Origin of the sequence: Streptomyces sp. NBC_00986 (genome assembly GCF_045162565.1) — a bacterium.
In the GTDB taxonomy this organism is placed as follows: domain Bacteria; phylum Actinomycetota; class Actinomycetes; order Streptomycetales; family Streptomycetaceae; genus Streptomyces.
This window is the reverse complement of the sequence record NZ_CP108733.1, coordinates 451,284-468,447: the sequence shown is the minus strand read 5'-3', so window position 1 is coordinate 468,447 and position 17,164 is coordinate 451,284. Positions and strand designations below refer to the sequence as shown.

The following is a 17,164-nucleotide window of genomic DNA, read 5'->3' as shown; positions in this document are numbered from 1 at the left end:
GTGGGGGTGGGGGGTGACGCGCGGCCCAGGACGACGCGAAGCTGGCCCTGACGTGGGGGAATCTCCATCTGCTGATCCGCCGTGGGCAGTGCGGTGTCCCAGGCGTGGTCGGCTGCGCCGACAGGCCCTGGGGGCGCACATCAGGTGCTGACGCATGCCTCGAAAGAAGCGACTGTGACTGGCGCCGAACGCGTACACGGCCATCCGGCCGGGCTCGAGTGGGTGACCTGCCGCAGCAGCTCGGCGGCCTCGGGCACGCGCTTGTCGTAGCCGGACTGCTGGGGCAGCGGGCGGGGGAAGGGGGGACCGCAGGTGAACCCGGGGATGGCGGAGTCACCCGGCTTCGGAGGTGAAGCCGAGCATGGTCGGCACCATTGCCGGCCTGACGAGTTCGGCGCCGGATGCGGAGACGCCGTCAGCAGGCCGTCGGCCTCACGGTGCACTCGGAGCAGCCGACTTCAGCCCAGGAGGCAAGACACCCTCCGCTCGCCGACCCCTCGGCGGATCACCTGGGGGCGACGGACCGGGCGGTCCCCGTCGTGCGCAGTTCGTCGATCACGCTGGCCAGCTGCGCCTCGGTGGCCGCTTCGGCGGAGTCGGCGTCACCGGCCACGATGGCGTTGATGATGGACAGGAGCTGGGGCAGCGACTGCTGCGGACGCCCAGGCCGCATCGCGAGGCGGAACTGGAATCGCACCATCTGCGTGTTGAGCCGTTCCAGTTGACGTTTGGCGACCGCCTGGCCACTGAATTCGATGATGAGGTCGTGCAGCCTTCGGTTGAGCGTCGAGTAGGTCTCGGGGGCGTTCTCGGCGACCGCCGCACACAACTGCGTGCCGACCTCGGTGAGTTCGGCACGCTGCGCCTCACTCGCGTACGTCGCTGCCCTGCGCGCGCACACCCGCTCCAGCGCCGAGCGGCACTCGGTGATCTGGATGGCCTCCTCGATCGAGATCAGCCTGACCCGCGCCCCACGGTTGCGAACTATCTCCACCAGGTCGTCGGAGGAGAGGTCGACCAGCGCTTCGCGTACGGAGCTCCGGGTCACCCCGAGATCATCGGCCAGGTCCTGCACCACCAGCCGCTGACCCGGCACAAGGTCACCGTCCCGCAGAGCGTCGCGGATGTGCGCGCTCACGTGGCTTCGAGCAGCCGCCCCCTTGATGCGCGTGCTGGTCACCGGCTGTCGTTCCTCTCTCGCACACGAACATCCGCCGCCGTGTTACCAGGCTTCGGACCAGATCACTGATTTTATCATCGGAGATATTGTCAGCAATTATTGGTGACGATCGGCCGGGCTCACGGCACACGGCGCCCGCCGAACGGCAAGAAGAAGCCAAGTGGTCTTCCCCGGATACTGCCACGGGTGAAGTGGCCACCATGGCGGCGGGCGACATGCACCGCGTGACCACAGCCCCTGAAGCCGACAACGGCTGGATACGCTCCTCATCATCAGCGTCCCGCCGTGCGCTGGAGATCGGGTGCACCGTGACTCTGGAGAGGCGGCCGCGGTGTCGAACTGCGCGAACGCGTCCGGCTGTTGGCCGGCCCAGTGCCGTGGTCCTCGAGTTCTCGCGCGTCCCAGTAAGTCGACGGCGCCCGTCAGTACTGTTGGGCGGCCTGTGCGGGTGCGCGGTCGGGGAGGATTTCGCCAAGGGCGAAGGGCATGCCGGAGAGGTCAGTCCAGTGGGGGCCGGAGTCATCGAGCCCTACCCGCAGGCCCTTCCGTGGCTGTCGGCGGGCAGGGCCCCGGACACCGGTCTCACCAGCGGGTGGTTCCCGAGGCCGCTCGCTCGCACCGCCCACCTCGTGCGCGCGGCCGAGCCGGCGTCTGCAGACCGGCGGGGAGGTGTATTCGACGCTCGCGGTGGCGGACGGGACCGTGTACATCGGCAGCCTGGACAATTTCCTGGACGCGATGCACACCTGACACCGGCGCGCACTCGTGAACTACCCGTCTACGAGAGCCCGGTCGAGGGCGGTCAGCTCACCTTCTGCTGCACGTACGGCGTGAGTCGGACCGGTCCGACCAGGCCGTAGGCCTGTCTCGCGGATGTGCCGAACACCGTGGGGTTGCTGATCCGCAGCCGGTTGAACAACGGGGTGGCCACCTCGACCTCGATGATGTTGGCGCCGTGGCGCAGATGTCCGCCGAGGTCCACCACGGGGTTGAGCCGGTCGACAGGGTCGAGCTGTGTTCCGTTGACGGTGACCCGGCAGGTGTCGCTGACGCTGCCGAGGTGGAGCAGGGCACCCGTGTCGGAGGACCAGGTGTTCGGCAGGGTGACCGTTGTCCGGTAGCGGCCGATGCCGCCCACATCGGCCAGTTCGGGGATCTGCGACCACGGCAGCAGGGCATCGAGGACGAGGCTGTGCGTGACGACCGTGGTGGTGGTCGCGGTGGCGCCGGGCTGCCAGTCGTCGACCGAGAGCGTCCACCGGTCGAGGGGGACGGCCGGCGGTACCTCGGGGATCTCCGTGGTGACCTTGTGGCCCGTCGACAGGGTGGTGGTGCGGATACCGGCCGTGAAGGCTCGTACGGCCAGTGATCCGTTCGCGAAGAGCGCGGCGTCCGCGTCGGTGGCGATCGCGTGCGGACGGCTTCCGGAGCGGTCCCCGAACAGTCCCGGGGCGCCCAGCGCGACGACGAGGGTCTCGCCTGGCTGGAGCGTCACCCGGAAGGTGAACGCGTCGCCGTCCTGGGTGTACCGGGCGAGCCGGGTGACCCGCCCGTTCCACGGGTCCAGCAGGTAGGGGACCGCGCCGGACCCCTTGCGGTGGGTGGCGCGCAGTGTGACGTCGTGGTCGATGAGGGCGACGGCAGGCTTGACGGTCTCGGCGTGCTTGCCGTTGCACAGGTAGTAGAAGTCGGCGTCGTCGGTGACCCGGTGGGCGTTCAGCAGGGTCGACGACACGGAGTAGACGGCGTCGGAGGTCACGCCGAGTTCCGCGAACGCCGCGCCGACCAGGGTCTTGTCGGTGATCTGGCGGACGTTCGGCAGAGAGAGCAACTGGGCGGTCAGCGCGCGTAGTTCGGCCGTCTCCCCGTCGTCGGGGAGGCCCGGGGTGAGTGCCTGGTCGAAGGCGCCGAGGAGCACGGTGGGCAGGCCCGCACGCGCGAACTTCAGGAGTCTGCGGGCGTCGGCGACGGCCAGCGTGGGGGTGGAGCCGTAGAAGAAGTCGCCTTCGAGGAACAGGGCCTTGTAGGCGGGCCCGTCGGGTGCGAGGCGCCTGCCGGAGACCTTGGCGGTGGGCAGGTCGAGCAGGGGGCCGCTCAGGAACTGGTGGGTCCAGCCGAGGGGGACGCCCGTCGAGGTCAGCCAGGATGCCCCGATGCCGGTGGCCGTGTAGCCGGTCTGCCGGAAGACGGCGATGTCCGTGCGGGCGGTGCCCGACCGGAGCACCTCGTGGACGCGGCCGAGGTAGGCGGCGATGTCGGGCACGTGGCGCCAGGTCGGCTGCCTCGGCCCCCACGACTCGCCGTATCCCGGGGCCCCGCTGTACGGGCTGAACGCGGCGAAGCCGGGCCAGCCGACGCCCGGTGCGGTGGCGTAGGAGAAGCCGTGGATCACGGTCTGGTTGACGCCCGCGGCGTACGCCCCGCCCATGGTGCGCAGGAACTTGTCCCACGTGGTGTTGTAGGCGCCGCCCGCATACGCGCCCGCCTCGCAGGACAGGGTGCGGTGACCGGCCATGTCACGCCCGCCCGCCAGGCAGCGGTAGTCGTCGAGGTTCTTGAAACCGAGCGACTCGCCCTCGGGGACGTCGAGAACGGCCGCCGAGGCGATGGCGTCGGTCTGGAGACCGTACGGCTGGGAACGCAGCTTCATGCCGTGTCCGTGCGCCCAGGACGCGAGCGCCCCGAGGTGGTGCTTGTTGAACAGACCGGAGACGGTCTCCCAGAAGTCGTGCCGGATCTCCTGGGTGAGCCGCGCCTCGAAGGCGAAGATCTGGTTGCCGTTGTCGAGGACGACGGCCGGCAGATACGGCAACAGGTCGCGTCCGGTGTGCTCGCGGAAGGCCGCGGGCAGGCCGGACGTCCACTGCAGCCCCTTGGTCTCCAACTCGACGGAGTCCTCGAAGAACGTGCCGCCCGCCGATCTCAGGAGTTGACGGAGCGTGGAGTCCAGGATCATGGAGTCCCAGTAGCGGGTGACGGCCGCGGTCCCCGCCGCGCTGAAGTGGTCGACGACATACGCGGCGGGGGAGGAGTGCGGCCCTGCCTCGGGCTGCTGGCCCGAACCCCGCTGCCAGTACGACAGGATCACCCAGGCCGCCGAGTCGGGCGGAGTCCAGCTCAGATTGCCGCCCGACACCTGACCGGTGAGGTCGGTGACGCTCTCGGCGTCCAGTCCGGTCGCCTTGCCGCTGGAGTAGGCGGTGTTGACGCGGGCGGCCTGCACGGCGACGAGCTTCTGCTCGGTGACACCCGAGGCGGCCGCGTAGACGGAGGCCGGCACCGGACCGTCGTAGGCTGCGCCGCCGGTCAACGTGGCCTTGCCGTAGGCGAGTTCCTTCACCGCTGCGTCGTCGTCGGGGGTCACTCCGGGCACGGCGACGGGCCAACTCGGGCCGAGGGTGAGGTCGATGGTCAGTCCGCGTCGGGCGGCCTGCCGCAGCGCGGCCGTCACAGCGTCGCGCCAGGCCGGGCTGCCCCACCCGTGGTGGGCGGTGTCCAGCACGGAAGTGTCGGTGATGCTGTGGTGCACGGCCGCGATCTCGGCGCCGCCGAATCCCGCGTCGGCCATCCGGTCGATCTCCCGCGCGATCTCCACCGGGTCCACCAGTCCGTCCGGCCACCACCAACGGAACCTGGGCCGGACCGACTTGACGGGTCGGGCGAACCAACTCGCCGTGGGCGCGGCCGCGGTGGAGCGAGTCGTCCCGGAGGATGCGGCGGCGCTCGCCGTCGGACCGAGTGTCGCGAGGACGCCCGTCGTCAGAGCGGCCGCCATGACGGACCGGCGCGTCGCACCGCCACGCTGCGGGTGGGTCTCATGCATGGTTCAGCCCCAACTTGTCACGGGAGAGCGAGTGTTGAATCGTTTCATTCACTATGAGTGCGGGAACCGTAATTCGCCCTCTGAAGTGAGGTCAAGAGGAATGACAACGATTCATGTCCGTGAAAGGTGGGGCGTGTTGGTGGAGCGGTGCGCTTCGGGGCGGGATGTCGGGCCGGACCGAGGTCAGCCTGGAGGAGCGGACGTCCGGCCGGGGTCCGTCGGGTGGGCCGGGGGCGTGGCGTCGACGACCTCGGTGACGGACCGGCGATCGGCGAGGATCCTCGGTGTCCACTGGCTCCAACAGGCCTTGGCGTACCGGGACCTGGCCGCGGGATTCGGTCGGCAAACCGCAGTGCCCGCTCCGCTGTCCCGCGACCCCGACGAGGAGGTACGCCTGGTCCACTTCCTGCGCCGTGACCTGCGTGGCGACGACGGACATGCCACGGCGACAGCGGTCCGTATCGTCTGGACCGCCGAACATCTCAACGTGGCCCGCCGCCCGCCGCCCAGCCTGGAAGCCGCGGCGAAGCCGAGTGGCCGACGCTGATTGATTCCACGGGGCGGCGCCGCAGGAGGGGCATACGGCAGCCGCTCGGCTTCCCTGACACCACATGGCCGGGAGCGCGGTAGCCATCGACATCCACCCTTTTTCTGAGGATGCCGGGGCGTGGGGGCCCGTGCCGAGGAGGTCCGCGCCTCGTGCCGAGGAGGGCATTGCGTAGTGAGGGGGCTCGATCCGGCCTGTGCGGGAGGCGGGAACGACGGAGACGGTGGCGTGGTAGGCGCGCCGGTGTCAGTGGTCGGCCCTGCTGGCGCCAGTCCGCTTCCTGCTCAGGCGTGGACGCCCAGCAGACGCCCGTTCTGGAGGCCGAAGTGCAGTACGCCGTTGGCCACCGCAGGTGTGGAGAAGACCGGGCTGCCGGTGTCCGCCTGCCACCGTTCCTCGCCCGAGATCGCGTCCAACGCCCACATCCGACCGTCGTTCGTACCGACGTACAGCGTGCCGTCCGCCACCACCGGGGCCCAGCGCACCCAGACACCGACCTTGCGACTCCACCGTCTTTCGCCGGACACGGCGTCGACAGCCCACAGATATCCGTCGGCGGTGCCGAAGTAGACGATGCCCTGGGCCACCGCCGGCGTGGATTTCACCCAGGCGCCGGCCGGGAGCTTCCATCGGACCTGACCCGATGTCGCGTCCACCGCCCACAGGTGCCGGTCGGCGCTGCCGACGTAGAGGATGCCGTCGGCCACCACCGGCGACGACCACAGTCCACTCAGCGTCTTCAATTGCCACCGCACCTGACCGGAGGCGGTGTGCAAAGCCCACAGAACGCCGTCATTGCTGCCGACGTAGACGGAGCCGGCCTCCGCGGCCGGCGAGGAGCGCACGCCTTTGCCGACACGGACCTGCCACCGGCTCGCTCCTGAGGCGCTGTCGACCGCCCGGAAGAAGCCGTCGTTGCTGCCGAAGAGGACCATGCCGTCGGCGACCACCGGCGTGGACCGCACCAGGCCGTCCGTCCTGACCCGCCAACGCTCCCGGCCCGAGACGGCGTCCACCGCCCACAGGCATTTGTCCCAACTGCCGATGTAGACAGTGCCGTCGGCGACGGCGGGCGACGCGGCCACCACGCCGCCGATCCTGCACTGCCAGCGTTCCTCGCCGGACAGGGCGTCGACGGCCCACAGGGTGTGGTTCCAACTGCCCACATAGACGGTGCCGTTGACCACGGCCGGTGACGATTCCTTCACTGCTCCGCCGGTGTCCAGCTGCCAGCGCAAGGCACCGCGCTGCTGCCCTGCCTCCTGCTCTCCGTTCCCGTCGGCGCCGCGGGCGGAAACGAGGGCATACGGTTTGACGACGACCGGCCGGTACGCGAAGTAGCCGATGACCTCGATCGCGTTGAAAATCCCCAAGGGCACGAGGATCAGTGCCCACCACGGTGTGAGTTGGCCCACGAGGATCGATATCAGCGCGGCGACGCAGCCGATCCCTGAGCAACTGGCAACGAGAAGCTCAAGGGCTCCTTTGGCGCGAAGGCCTCGAAGTAGCATGGCCGACAACATATGATCACTCGACTGTCGAATCGGTCAAGATTGCGGAAAACGTCAACACCCGGTGATCCGGCGGAACTTCGGCGCAAGGCGCTGTTTGATCGTCGCAGTCGCAGTCGCAGTCGCAGTCGCAGTCGCAGTCGCAGTCGCAGTCGCAGTCGCAGTCGCAGTCGCAGTCGCAGTCGCAGTCGCAGTCCCGATCCTGTCTCGTTCGCCCGGACTGCCTTTGCCGCTGCCGTCGGCCTGACCTGTCAGGTGCTGTTCATGCCCGGCCGGGACAGCGACCCCACGCGCCGATCCGCGTCGGGCGGCGACGCGGCCTGAGCCAACGGCCAACTCTCCTACGAGGCGCTGTCGCCGGCGCCGCGCACCATGATCGACCTGCTGGTTGCGGCACCCGCGCGGCCCGCGCCGGACGCATCGCCGCCGTCCGCGAACCCGTCTTGTCAGCGGACCGATCCGTCGCCCTCGCCTCCGCCGGACATCGACCGCGCCGTGATCTGCAGGGCGCGCGCGGTGCCCGGTCGGGGAAGGGCGGACGGCACCCGCTCCAGGACACCGCCCGCGAAGACGTCGTACAAGGGCAGGGACTCCAGGTGGACATAGCCGATGTGGCAGTCGCAGACGGCCAGCGGACACGCGCGCGGTCGCAGCTCCGCCCGGTAGGAACCGTCGTACAGGTTCCCCAGCTCGTCACGGACGAAGTGGCAGCGGCGGACCGTGCCCGCGCCGTCGACCGAGATCACGGACTCGCCGGTACGGCACGGGAGTCCGGCACTGCGGTGCGGGTGCCGACTGTACGGGAACAGGGGGTCGAGCGCGGTCCAGTCGTCGGCCTCGGCGTCGTCGTAGGTATGTCCCTCGGCGGCGTTGATCCAGAGGTAGACGTGCGGGGGCAGGTCGTCGCGGAGGCGGCGGGCCGCTGCCAGATGGGCGGGCAGGCCCACCACGCCGACACTGAAGCGCACCCCGCGGTCGGCCAGTTCACGGCACTTGCCGAGGAAACGGTCGTAGGGGGTCTGGCCGGGGTGGTAGGTGCACCACAGGGCGAGTGTGTCGAGGTCGGCCTCGGTGAGCCAGCCGGTGCGGCAGCTCAGGTTGGTCTGTATGGCGACCCGGCGCACATGCGGCAGCCGGGACAGCTCGGTGAGGGTGCGCCGGTACCAGGAGCGGACCAGGCCCTCGCCCCACGGTGTGAACAGGAGCGACAGGTCGTCCTCGCTGGCCGTCGCCCACCGCGCGAAGCGCTCCAACGCCTGCCGGTCCGCGCGGAGTTGGGCGGTCGAGTCGCGGCGCTTGGCGAACGGGCAGTAGGGGCAGTCGTAGTCGCAGGACGCGAGCGGCCCCCGGTACAGGACGGTGAGATCCATGACGGTCCGTCACTTCCGTTCGTAGGCGGCCATCGCGGACCGCACCTCGGGGGAGAACAACTCCGGCCCCACGGCGTCCGAGTGCGCCAGGCCCTCCGGGGTCAGCACGAGCGACTCGCCCGCCGCGCCGGTCAGCCAGCCGTGTCCGGCAAGCCGGTCGAGCTCCGCCCCGAAGTCGTCGTCGGGTGAACTCCCGAAGCGGGCGCGGTAGTCGGCGACGGACAGACCCTCGGCCTGGAGGAGGGACTGGAGGAGATGACGGCGACGCGCCTCGTGTCCGTCCACGCGGTAGCCGACCTCCGCGTGCGCGAAGTCGGTCGTCGTGACGTAGTCGTCGATGATGCCGCGGATCTCGTGCATGCCGACCGCGTAGTCGAAGGAGTAGTGCAGCGCCGATGTGTACGAGCGGGCCCCGCAGCCGAGCCCGATCATGCCGTCCGTCTGGCAGGCGTAGTCGTCGGCGCCCTGGGGCGGGGCGTCGGCCCGGCGGAACATCCGCATCGACTGCTGGACATAGCCCCGCGCGAGGAGGTGGTCACGCCCCGCCCGGTACAGCCGCAGCCGTAGTTCGTCCCACTCCGGGTCGACTCCGGCGTCCCCCTGGTGCCGGCCGAGACCGGTCAACGGGCGGACGTAGAGCGGGTACAGGTACAGCTCCTCGGGGCGCCAGGTCAGGGCCGCGTCCAGCGAGGTGCGCCAGGTTCGCTCGGTCTGGCCGTCGATGCCGTAGATGAGGTCGATGTTGAGAACGGGGATGGTGGTGTCCCGGATCCGGCCGAGCGCGGCCTCCACGTCGGCACGGCGCTGCGGGCGTACGGCGGCCCTGGCCTCGGAGTCGACGAAGCTCTGGACGCCCAGGCTGAGGCGGGTCGCGCCGCGCTCCGCGAGGACGGCGAGCCGGTCCGCGGTGGCCGTGGCGGGCGAGGCCTCCACGGAGAGCGGGACCGCGCGCAGATCGGCGCCCATGCGCTGCTCGGCAATGTCGCACAGGCGCTCCAGCTCGGACGCGGTGAGGAAGGTCGGGGTGCCGCCGCCGAACGCCGCGGTGGCGAACCGCACCGGCTCCGCATCGCCGAGTGCCGCCCGGACGGTGTCCGCCTGCCGCTCCAGGGCGTCGAGATAGGCGCCGGTCAGGCCGTCCGGGGCACCGATGCGGGTGAAGAGGTTGCAGAAGCCGCAGCGGACCTCGCAGAACGGTATGTGGACGTACAGCGAGAGGGCGCTGCGGTCCTCCGTCGCCCACAACTCCCGCAGCGCGGGCCGGTCGGGGAGGCGGCGGTAGGCCGTCTTGTGCGGATACGCGTAGACGTAGTGCTGATAGGGGCTGGTCTCTTGAGCGGTGGTCATCGGACGGCCTCGGCGGGGTCGAGGAGGAAATGGGCGTACGGCACGGTCCACACGGACTCGTGGCCCAGACGGTGGCCGGTGTAGCCGTCGTCGCCGTAGGCGGTGCCGTGGTCGGAGCAGACGATGACGAAGCAGGGGCGCCGGGAACTCGCCGCGGCGAACAGCCGCCCGATGTGCCGGTCGACGTACTCCAGCGCGGCGGCGTGCGTCTCCCGGGTGTCACCCGCCTCGCGGGTAGCGCCCGGCAGGTGGAACCAGTTGGGCTGGTGCAGCGCCGACACGTTCACGAACAGGAACAGGCGCTGCTCGGCGGGCAGTTCGCCCACCACCTGTTCCACGCGGTCGATCTGGTTCTCGAAGGAGTGCGGCGAGGTGACGCCGAACTCCTCCTCCCAGTGCGCCTCTTGGAACAGGCCGGGCAGTACGGAGCCCAGCGGACCGCGCCGGTTGAAGAAGCCCACGCCCCCGACGCAGACGGTGCGGTAGCCGGCCGCAGCCAGTCCGGACACCAGGTCGGGGGTGTCGTAGACGAAGGTGCCCTCGGCGGTGGTCTCGCTGCCGGCGAAGCTCGCCGCGAACAGCCGTGGATGCGGGCCGGGTTCGGCCGGAGTGGGCAGGAACCCGGCGAAGATCGCCTGGTGCGAGGCGTAGGTGAAACTGCCCGGAGCGTGCCGCCTCTCCCAGCGTCCGCCGGGCAGATGGCGGGTGAGATGCGGGATGCGCCCCTCGGCCGCCAGCTCGACGGCCACGTCGTGCCGCAGCGTGTCGAGGGTGACCAGCAGGATGTCGTGGTCGCCGACGATCGCGTTCATGTCGGGCTCAGGCATGGGCTGTTCCTGTTCTGTACGGGTGAAGCGGGCCGCTTCCGGCCGGTGCGCGCAGGACGGCCGCCACCTGCGCGCCGTAGGTGTCCAGACCTTCGGCGCCACTGCCGGGCAGTCCGGTGAGCCGGGGGAGCAGGTCGCCGAAGGCGTTGACCTCGCCGACGAAGCTGCGCCGCCAGTCCACGGCCGGCAGCAGGTCGACTCCGACGCACAGCGTGCGCGGGAAACAGGACGCGGCGCGCTCGCACACGTCCAGGACGTCGGACCACCGGGCGCCCGCGGCGGTGACGGCCCGTCGGACGCCGTCGAGATCGCCGCGGCTGCCTCCCAGATGCAGGTTGGTCAGCGGCCAGCGACTGGTACGCACCACCGTGTGGGTGGCCCGGCCGGCCACGACGACCACCCGGAGATCCGCGGCACGGCCCGCCTGGGAGGCCTTCGGCACCCAGCGTTCGAGATGCAGCCCGTCCGGGGCCAGCGCGTCCACGATGCGGGCGACCTCCCGCTCGTCGTGATAGCGCCGCACCCGAAGGGAGTTGTGGAGCGCGCCGTCCGGACCGGTCTCGACGGATGTGGTGGCCCTGATCCGGCCGCCGCCGGCCGTCTCGACGGCGAGGACACCCGAGGCCGACGACCCGTGGGCGGGCTTGACGAACAGCCGGGGCATCCGGTGCTCGCGCATCAACGTCCGTACGTCGTCCCAGCCGTGCACGCGCGCGCCGTGCGGACCCGAAGTGGGGGAGTCCGGGACGGGCACCCCGGCCGCGTCCAGTACGGCGTGACACGCCCGTTTGTCGAACAGCGCCGCCAGGTCGTCCGGGTCGGCGAGGGGGATGCCGCCGCGCAGCGTGCGCAGCGCGGCGGTGAACCGCGTGTACCAGCGGGCCGAGCCCTCGACCCGGGTGGGGTCCGAGGCACCTCGCAGGAGCCGGTCGACCTCGGGGTTCTCGCCGGGGGAGTCGACCCGGACGAACTCGTCGGCGGCGAAGGCCGCTCCCCGCGCGCGCAGGACGTCCGTCCAGGCGACGACGCGGGGTGCGGGCAGCCCGGCCGCGCGCACGGCGTCCGCGAAGAGGGCCACCCTGCGGTTCTCGGGGTTGCCGACCACCGCGAACCGGGGGCCGGTACGGGCGGGCGACACGGTGACGATCGGCCAGGCCGCGGTGGACGCGGTCACTCCCCGACGGCGACGTAGCGCCAGACCGTGCCGTCGTCCTCCGTGTCCTCCTCGGCGTCGTCACGGTCCAGGTCGACCTCCACGCCGGCCGGCACCAGCGTCTGCCGTATCCGCTCCGTGACGGCCTCGCTGAGGTAGTTGTGGTGCAGGTCCAGCTTCTTGAGGTGCGTCAGCGGCTGCCCGCTCAGCAGCGCTACGGCGCCCTCGTCGGTCAGCACGCCCATCGACAGGTCCAGCACCTCCAGGCGCTCCACCACCGGGGCGGCGGCGACCGCGGCGGCCACCGCGTCCTGCATCTCGCTGTTGCGCAGGGCCAGATGACGCAGGCGCGGCAGCCGCGCACCGGACAGGATCGGCTCCAGGTCGGCGGCCTCGCTGTCACCGCCGTAGTCCGGCGTGCCGAGCCACAGGTCGAGGTGCTCCAGGGCGGGCAGGTCACTGGCGCCGATGCCGCGCACCACCTCGACGGGCAGTCCGCCCGTCTCCGCCACCAGCCGGCGCAGCGTGCCGTGCCGCAGCGCGGTGAACTCGAGCCCGGTGCCGCCGCGCACACCGAACTCCTCCAGCGCCGGGTAGGCGTTGAGCAGTGGTGAGACATCGCTCTGGTGGATCCAGGAGATCTCGCACTCCTCCATCACCAGGTCGCCGACGAACAGCGCGCGCAGTGCGGGGAAGGCGTCCCGGGCCTCCATCAGCGCCTCGAAGATCTCGGTGGGCGCGCTGTCGTAGGCATCTCCCCATGCGCCGATGATCAGCGCCCGGACCCGGTTCGTGTCGACGGAGGCGCGGAAGCGGGTGAACGTGTCGGGCCATGCCTCGTCGGCGTCGTACACGTCGCTGATCAGGCGCCAGGCGACCGAGTCCGGCTCGGGCAGCCCCTCGGTCGGGGCGCCCGGTCCGGGAAAGGTGAACGCGGGCAGCCCGTGCAGCGCGTCGAGGTGCTCACCGATGGTCATGCGGCCGCTCCTGAGAAGGAAGTGTGCGTGGTCTGTGGTGCCGCATTTCTACCAACCGCCACTGACAGTGCCCGTCGGCGGGGCGGGCCAGGGGGCGTTGTCAGTGGCGGCGCCTAACGTCGTGGTCATGAGGCCGGTGCGCGGAGCACCCGGCGGTGAGGGGACAGCCATGTACCGACAGGGAGACGTGCTGATCGTGCCGGTCGCGCAGGACGCGGTGCCCGCGCACGCGGCGCACGCCCCGAGGGAGCGGCGCGACGGACGCGGGCGGCTCGTGCTGGCGCTGGGGGAGGTGACGGGGCACGCTCACGCGGTCGTCGGACCGGGGGAGTTGGTGCGCGAGCCGGGTCCCTACGGTCCGTTGCTGCTCCATCTGCCCCAGGGCGGGCGGGTGGTGCACGAGGAGCATGCGGTGATCGTGCTGCCCAAGGGGTGGTTCCGGGTCGTCAGACAGCGGGAGTACGTGCCCGGGTCCGTGCGGATCGTGGCCGACTGAGCGACCCGGATGTACCGGCATCACGACAGAACTGGGCGGGGCACGGAGGAAGCGCACGTGAGCGGGACGGACACAGGGGTGGACAGGATGACGGACCTGAAGTCGGGCGGCACACCGGACTTGGCGGCGGGGAGCGTGGTGACCGGGCCCTCCGGTGACCTGGCGGAGTGGCGGGAGTGGGCATCGGCGACCGGTCCCGCGGACCGGGCGCGCGCCGAGGAGGGCGTCCGGCGGGCCTACCGGCTGGCGGGACTCGCGGAACCGGAGCGCGTGGTGTGGGTGGGTTCGCCCCGCGCGGCGGTCGCTCTCCTCCGGGAGCAGGCGGACCGGGGCCCGAGCGTCCGGGACGCGGTGCGCAGTACGCCGTGGGCGGCGGCGAGACGGCGGCTGCACGCCGAGTTGGGGCCCGAGGGATGGTCGGCGCACTGGGCGGCGACCGGCGGACGGTTGTGGCCGTCGACGCAGGCACTGGTGGACCGGATCCGTACCGGCGTGATCGAGGAACTGGCCGGAGGCGACACCGGAAAGGAGGCCGCGGAGATCCGGCTGATACTCCTGGACGCCGTGCTCGGGCAGCACGACGCGCCGTGGCTCGCGGCGTTCGCCGCCGCCGGCGGCCCGATCGACGCACTGTCCGGGGTGTGCCGCAGCACCGGCTGGTGGTGGCCGTTCGCGCGGGTCGCGGTGCTGTCGGAGCGGCCCACGGCCCTCCACCGCGACGAGGCGGGACGACTGGACCACGGGGACGGCCCGGCGCTCGCCTACCCGGACGGCTTCGCCCTGCACGCCTGGCGCGGCATGCCGGTTCCGGCCGCCTTCCTGGCCGAACTGCCCACGCTGACCCCGGAACGCATCCGCGCCGAGGAGAACGCCGAGCTGCGCCGCGTGATGCTGGAGTACTACGGCTACGACCGGTACCTCACCGATTCGGGCGCCCGTCCCCTGCACCGGGACGAGACGGGCACGCTGTGGCGGATCGACCTGGCCGACGACGAGCCCGTGGTCATGGTGGAAGTACTCAACTCCACACCGGAGCCCGACGGCACCCACCGTACGTACTGGCTACGAGTTCCCCCGTCGACTCGCACGGCCAGAGCGGGAGTGGCTTGGACCTTCGGGCTGGACGCGGGGGCGTACGCACCCGAGCGGGAGACCTGATAGTTCCCCGTATCCCCGTACACCGCCGGACCGGAGTGGCCGTCCCGCTTCAGGACGCGGCCGTGGTGGCAGCTGTGCCCGGCTCGGCCGGTAGGGGCGACGGTAGGGCTTTGATTTCCACCGGTGGTGGACAGCGCTGCCGTGGCCGTCGATGCGGTCCGCCGGCTCGGCCGAACTCCACGACGAAGGGCAGGTTTTCGACCGCCGCTACCTCTCCGAAGCCTCCATAACCTCCATGACCGAGCTCTTCACCACCGGGCCAACCGGACCCGAACCGCAGAGCACTCCACAACCGTGACCAAAACAGCTGCCGTGGCTGCACCACCCCACGGGACATGACGTCGGTGAGGCGAGGGCGGCGTGAGGCGACGGCGCGCGCGGGAATCGACACGGACAGATCTCCTGAACGATGCCGCCCTGCCACTCCACGCCAACTCGCCGCCGAATCAACCGAGTTGAAACCGCTCGGTCAAGCGTTTCATATCGTGATCCGGAGGCGGCGCTCGCACAGAAACGTGCTGGTCAGTCGAAGATGGCGCAGTTGACCGCGTCCATCAGGGCGGCGCCGGTCTGGTGTGCCTGCTTGGTGAGGGTGGACGTGGCGAAGAAGAAGGCGGCGGTGCGTTTGCCGGTGGAGTCGGTGACGTTGTAGGTCGCGTAGCCCGGGACGATGCCGACGTGGTCCCAGACCGTGCCGCAGTCGGTCTTCGCCGTCTCGATGCCCAGCCCGTAGCCGAGCTCGTCCGGGTCTCCCGGCCCGTTCTCCGGCACGGTGGTGCGCATCTCGGCCAGTTGGGCGGCGGGGAGCAGGCGGCCGGACATCAGCGCGCCGTAGAAACGGGACCAGTCACCGGCGGTGGACACGATCGCGGCGTCCGCTCCGTCGGCCGTGACGTAGTCGTCGGTGACGTCCACGTGGTCGTCGTGCTGCGGTCCGGCGTAGTTCCTGAACTCGTCGGGCACGTCCGGTGGCATGTGGGCCGCGTCAGGTTCGTAGCCGTGAGCGTGCCGGTCGTGCCAGGCGGAGCCGGTGGCGTAGAAGGTGTGCCGGAGCCCCAGGGGTCCGGCGATCCGGTCGCGCACCAGCGCCGCCAGGTTCTTGCCGGTGGCCTTCTCCAGGACGGCGCCGATCGCGATGTAGTTGGTGTTGCTGTACGACCACGCGGTGCCGGGCTCGAACAGCGCCGGGTGTCTGCTCACCAGGCTCAGGATTTCCTTCGACGTCCATACGTGGGAGTCCCGGCCGGTGAGGGCCGGTGCGAGGGCGGGGTCCTCGGTGTAGTCGAACAGCCCACTGGTGTGGTTGAGCAGCATGCGCAGGGTGATCGCTCTTCCGTTGCGCACCTGGCCGGGCAGCCACTTGTCGATCGGGTCGGTGAGGGCGAGTCTGTGCTCAGCGACCAGTTGCAGGACGAGGGTGGCCATCACCGTCTTGGTGTTGGACGCTTCTCGCACCTCGTCGTCCGCGGTGAGCCGATGGTCCTTCTTGGTCCAGGCGGCCTGCTCGGAGATCTCGATGGGCCTGCCGTGACCGTCGTCCACCCGCACGGTCACCCCGGGCACTCCTTCTTCCACCAACTTCCGCGCCAACTCCCGCAGGTGAGCGCGTGTCTGCGCAGTGCCGTCCTGTTGGACCGCCGAGAGCGTGTGTGGGCTGACGGCCGCACTCTCATGGACCGTGTCGGCACTCGACTCGGTCGCAGCGAGGGGCATGACGAGGGCCGCGGACACCGCGACTGTTGCTACTGCGCGAAACCCCGTCAGTTGCGGGCGCCGTCGAACACGCACCTTTACACGCACTTCATGCTCCTTCGAGAATCCGGGAAGGCCGTCGGGCACTTCGGGGGACAGCGAGGAGAACACGGAACTCCGCCCGGCGAGTTGCCGCCCGGCTCTGGGGCGAAGCCGGCTGCGGCGGGCGCTGCGCAGCCCTGGGAATCCTTCGGAGGATAGCCGAAGGCGGGGTGAAAGAGATGAGTATCTGTTAGAGCGTCCGCCAGTAGGTCATCGGATGCGGGGGGTGCGGGGTCGTGTGTCCCATCGGTAGAGGGTCCGGGCCCGGTGGATCAGGTAGCGAACGGTGACGAGTACGCAGGCCAGGGCGGTGAAGAACTCGATCGTGGCTTTCCGTCGTTCGGTGCAGTGGCGGAGTCTGCCGAAGTCTGCATCGCAGTGAGTGGCTGCAGTCTCGCGGGCCATCGATTCTCATTAGCCTGCCGGCATGACGATCCTGGACAATTTCACGGCTCGCCTCGATCGGGTCGAGGCCGAGTTCGCACTGCGCCGCTTGGCCCACGACTACTGCGTGGGTGCCGATCATCGAGACCGTGTCCGCTGGGAGGCGATCTGGGCAACGGACGCTGCGTGGGAAACCGGCCCTGACCGGATATTCATCGGATTCGACGCTATTTGCGCCGCCGTGGAGCAGCAGTGGCGGACCTTCCCGATCATGCAACATGCCACCGCCAACCACACAGTAGACATCGACGGTGACAGCGCGACGGGCCGATCCGATGTCGTGGTCATGGCCCAGCTTCCCGACCACCGGTGGAGTCTTGGAGGAGGCACCTACGAAGACGAATACCGCCGCGAGGAAGGGATTTGGCGCATCGCACGGCGCCGGGTGACACATCCCTTCGATCTTGCACCACTGCCGCCAAGTGACGGACCGATTCACGTCGCCGGTCTTGATGAGCCCTACACGTAGAAGCCGTCTGCCAGCGGTATGCCGGTCGAGCACGTAGCTGGCGCGCTCCCATGGCGGCCGCCCCTGCA

At 70.4% G+C, this 17,164-nt stretch carries 14 protein-coding genes and 1 pseudogene; 5 read left to right on the top strand and 10 right to left on the bottom strand.

Features of this window, described 5'->3' with window-relative positions; translation table 11 throughout:
- Window positions 1-505 precede the first annotated feature (505 nt).
- Window positions 506-1,180, bottom strand: coding sequence for a GntR family transcriptional regulator (locus OG504_RS01990; RefSeq protein ID WP_405988079.1), 675 nt, complete (start codon window positions 1,178-1,180; stop codon window positions 506-508).
- A 486-nt stretch (window positions 1,181-1,666) separates the two neighbouring features.
- Here OG504_RS01990 and OG504_RS01985 point away from each other — a divergent pair, with 486 nt between their 5' ends.
- Window positions 1,667-1,930 carry a PQQ-binding-like beta-propeller repeat protein gene (locus OG504_RS01985; protein ID WP_405988078.1) on the top strand — a complete coding sequence of 88 codons (264 nt, stop codon included), beginning with the start codon at window positions 1,667-1,669 and terminating at the stop codon, window positions 1,928-1,930.
- A gap of 52 nt (window positions 1,931-1,982) precedes the next feature.
- On the opposite strand, the gene OG504_RS01980 is transcribed toward OG504_RS01985, so the two are convergent.
- Window positions 1,983-5,003: a glycosyl hydrolase gene (locus OG504_RS01980; RefSeq protein WP_405988077.1), complete on the bottom strand. Its 3,021-nt coding sequence runs from the start codon at window positions 5,001-5,003 to the stop codon at window positions 1,983-1,985.
- Window positions 5,004-5,238: 235 nt separating this feature from the next.
- Between OG504_RS01980 and OG504_RS01975 the strand changes: the two genes are divergently transcribed.
- On the top strand, window positions 5,239-5,550 hold the full coding sequence (locus OG504_RS01975; protein ID WP_405988076.1) for a hypothetical protein: 312 nt from the start codon (window positions 5,239-5,241) through the stop codon (window positions 5,548-5,550).
- 284 nt (window positions 5,551-5,834) lie between these two features.
- On the opposite strand, the gene OG504_RS01970 is transcribed toward OG504_RS01975, so the two are convergent.
- The 6 genes from OG504_RS01970 to OG504_RS01945 all read right to left on the bottom strand — a co-directional run bounded on the left by OG504_RS01970 (window position 5,835) and on the right by OG504_RS01945 (window position 12,735).
- The gene (locus OG504_RS01970; RefSeq protein ID WP_405988075.1) at window positions 5,835-6,923 is read right to left on the bottom strand and encodes a PQQ-binding-like beta-propeller repeat protein; all 1,089 of its coding nucleotides are present in this window, start codon (window positions 6,921-6,923) and stop codon (window positions 5,835-5,837) included.
- A 584-nt stretch (window positions 6,924-7,507) separates the two neighbouring features.
- Entirely contained in the window at window positions 7,508-8,431 is a 924-nt protein-coding gene (locus OG504_RS01965) for an STM4011 family radical SAM protein (protein ID WP_405988074.1), read from the bottom strand.
- A 9-nt stretch (window positions 8,432-8,440) separates the two neighbouring features.
- Window positions 8,441-9,778 carry an STM4012 family radical SAM protein gene (locus OG504_RS01960; RefSeq protein ID WP_405988073.1) on the bottom strand — a complete coding sequence of 446 codons (1,338 nt, stop codon included), beginning with the start codon at window positions 9,776-9,778 and terminating at the stop codon, window positions 8,441-8,443.
- Window positions 9,775-10,590 (bottom strand): STM4013/SEN3800 family hydrolase, encoded by an 816-nt coding sequence (locus OG504_RS01955; RefSeq protein ID WP_405996235.1) that lies wholly within the window; start codon window positions 10,588-10,590, stop codon window positions 9,775-9,777. The genes OG504_RS01960 and OG504_RS01955 overlap by 4 nt, the downstream gene beginning before the upstream one ends.
- A gap of 7 nt (window positions 10,591-10,597) precedes the next feature.
- Entirely contained in the window at window positions 10,598-11,779 is a 1,182-nt protein-coding gene (locus OG504_RS01950) for an STM4014 family protein (protein WP_405988072.1), read from the bottom strand.
- A complete protein-coding gene (locus tag OG504_RS01945) occupies window positions 11,776-12,735 on the bottom strand; it encodes an STM4015 family protein (protein WP_405988071.1) in 960 nt (319 codons plus the stop codon). Before OG504_RS01945 ends, OG504_RS01950 begins: the two co-directional genes overlap by 4 nt.
- A 169-nt stretch (window positions 12,736-12,904) precedes the next feature.
- Here OG504_RS01945 and OG504_RS01940 point away from each other — a divergent pair, with 169 nt between their 5' ends.
- Together OG504_RS01940 and OG504_RS01935 are read left to right on the top strand one after the other, a co-directional pair.
- Window positions 12,905-13,231: a hypothetical protein gene (locus OG504_RS01940; protein ID WP_266867828.1), complete on the top strand. Its 327-nt coding sequence runs from the start codon at window positions 12,905-12,907 to the stop codon at window positions 13,229-13,231.
- Between the two features lie 87 nt (window positions 13,232-13,318).
- Window positions 13,319-14,389 carry a DUF6745 domain-containing protein gene (locus OG504_RS01935; protein WP_405988070.1) on the top strand — a complete coding sequence of 357 codons (1,071 nt, stop codon included), beginning with the start codon at window positions 13,319-13,321 and terminating at the stop codon, window positions 14,387-14,389.
- Window positions 14,390-14,911: 522 nt separating this feature from the next.
- Here OG504_RS01935 and OG504_RS01930 read toward each other — a convergent pair.
- Together OG504_RS01930 and OG504_RS01925 are read right to left on the bottom strand one after the other, a co-directional pair.
- A complete protein-coding gene (locus OG504_RS01930) occupies window positions 14,912-16,120 on the bottom strand; it encodes a serine hydrolase domain-containing protein (protein ID WP_405988069.1) in 1,209 nt (402 codons plus the stop codon).
- Window positions 16,121-16,393: 273 nt separating this feature from the next.
- Window positions 16,394-16,552 (bottom strand): annotated as a pseudogene (locus tag OG504_RS01925) (IS5/IS1182 family transposase); the annotation flags it as partial.
- Between the two features lie 58 nt (window positions 16,553-16,610).
- Between OG504_RS01925 and OG504_RS01920 the strand changes: the two are divergent.
- Window positions 16,611-17,096 (top strand): nuclear transport factor 2 family protein, encoded by a 486-nt coding sequence (locus OG504_RS01920; RefSeq protein WP_405988068.1) that lies wholly within the window; start codon window positions 16,611-16,613, stop codon window positions 17,094-17,096.
- Window positions 17,097-17,164: the final 68 nt, after the last annotated feature.

What these genes read in the sequence shown, in the direction of transcription:
- OG504_RS01985 (WP_405988078.1), top strand. Translation starts at nt 1,667, where the DNA reads ATGCCGGAGAGGTCAGTCCAGTGGGGGCCGGAGTCATCGAGCCCTACC.
- OG504_RS01980 (WP_405988077.1), bottom strand. Translation starts at nt 5,003, where the DNA reads ATGCATGAGACCCACCCGCAGCGTGGCGGTGCGACGCGCCGGTCCGTC.
- OG504_RS01965 (WP_405988074.1), bottom strand. Translation starts at nt 8,431, where the DNA reads ATGGATCTCACCGTCCTGTACCGGGGGCCGCTCGCGTCCTGCGACTAC.
- OG504_RS01960 (WP_405988073.1), bottom strand. Translation starts at nt 9,778, where the DNA reads ATGACCACCGCTCAAGAGACCAGCCCCTATCAGCACTACGTCTACGCG.
- OG504_RS01955 (WP_405996235.1), bottom strand. Translation starts at nt 10,590, where the DNA reads ATGAACGCGATCGTCGGCGACCACGACATCCTGCTGGTCACCCTCGAC.
- OG504_RS01945 (WP_405988071.1), bottom strand. Translation starts at nt 12,735, where the DNA reads ATGACCATCGGTGAGCACCTCGACGCGCTGCACGGGCTGCCCGCGTTC.
- OG504_RS01940 (WP_266867828.1), top strand. Translation starts at nt 12,905, where the DNA reads ATGTACCGACAGGGAGACGTGCTGATCGTGCCGGTCGCGCAGGACGCG.
- OG504_RS01935 (WP_405988070.1), top strand. Translation starts at nt 13,319, where the DNA reads ATGACGGACCTGAAGTCGGGCGGCACACCGGACTTGGCGGCGGGGAGC.
- OG504_RS01920 (WP_405988068.1), top strand. Translation starts at nt 16,611, where the DNA reads ATGACGATCCTGGACAATTTCACGGCTCGCCTCGATCGGGTCGAGGCC.